We start from the raw sequence: 277 nt of genomic DNA on the forward strand, positions 1-277 counted from the left end.
ATGCATTTGCTATCCCTAACGATCCTTATTTCAGCCTCTATCAGTACGGTCCGCAAAAAATTTCTGCCCCCTCGGCATGGGATGTGGCGCAAAGCGCCAGTTCGGTCGTCATCGCCGTCCGCGATACGGGAGTCGAACTGACGCACCCGGATCTGGTCGCGCATCTGGTTCCCGGTTACGATTACGTGGACAATGATCCGAATCCGAGTGACGGCACCGGACACGGCACCCATGTGGCGGGCCTCGCGGCCGCCGTTACGAACAACGGGATCGGAAT

At 58.5% G+C, this 277-nt stretch carries 1 protein-coding gene; it reads left to right on the forward strand.

The features are described 5' to 3' along the window. A partial coding sequence (locus KVT34_RS30230; protein ID WP_217563290.1) for a S8 family serine peptidase occupies positions 1-277 on the forward strand: 277 nt, incomplete at both ends.

Origin of the sequence: Paenibacillus sp. GbtcB18, assembly GCF_019091125.1 — a bacterium.
Lineage (GTDB): Bacteria > Bacillota > Bacilli > Paenibacillales > NBRC-103111 > Paenibacillus_F > Paenibacillus_F chitinolyticus.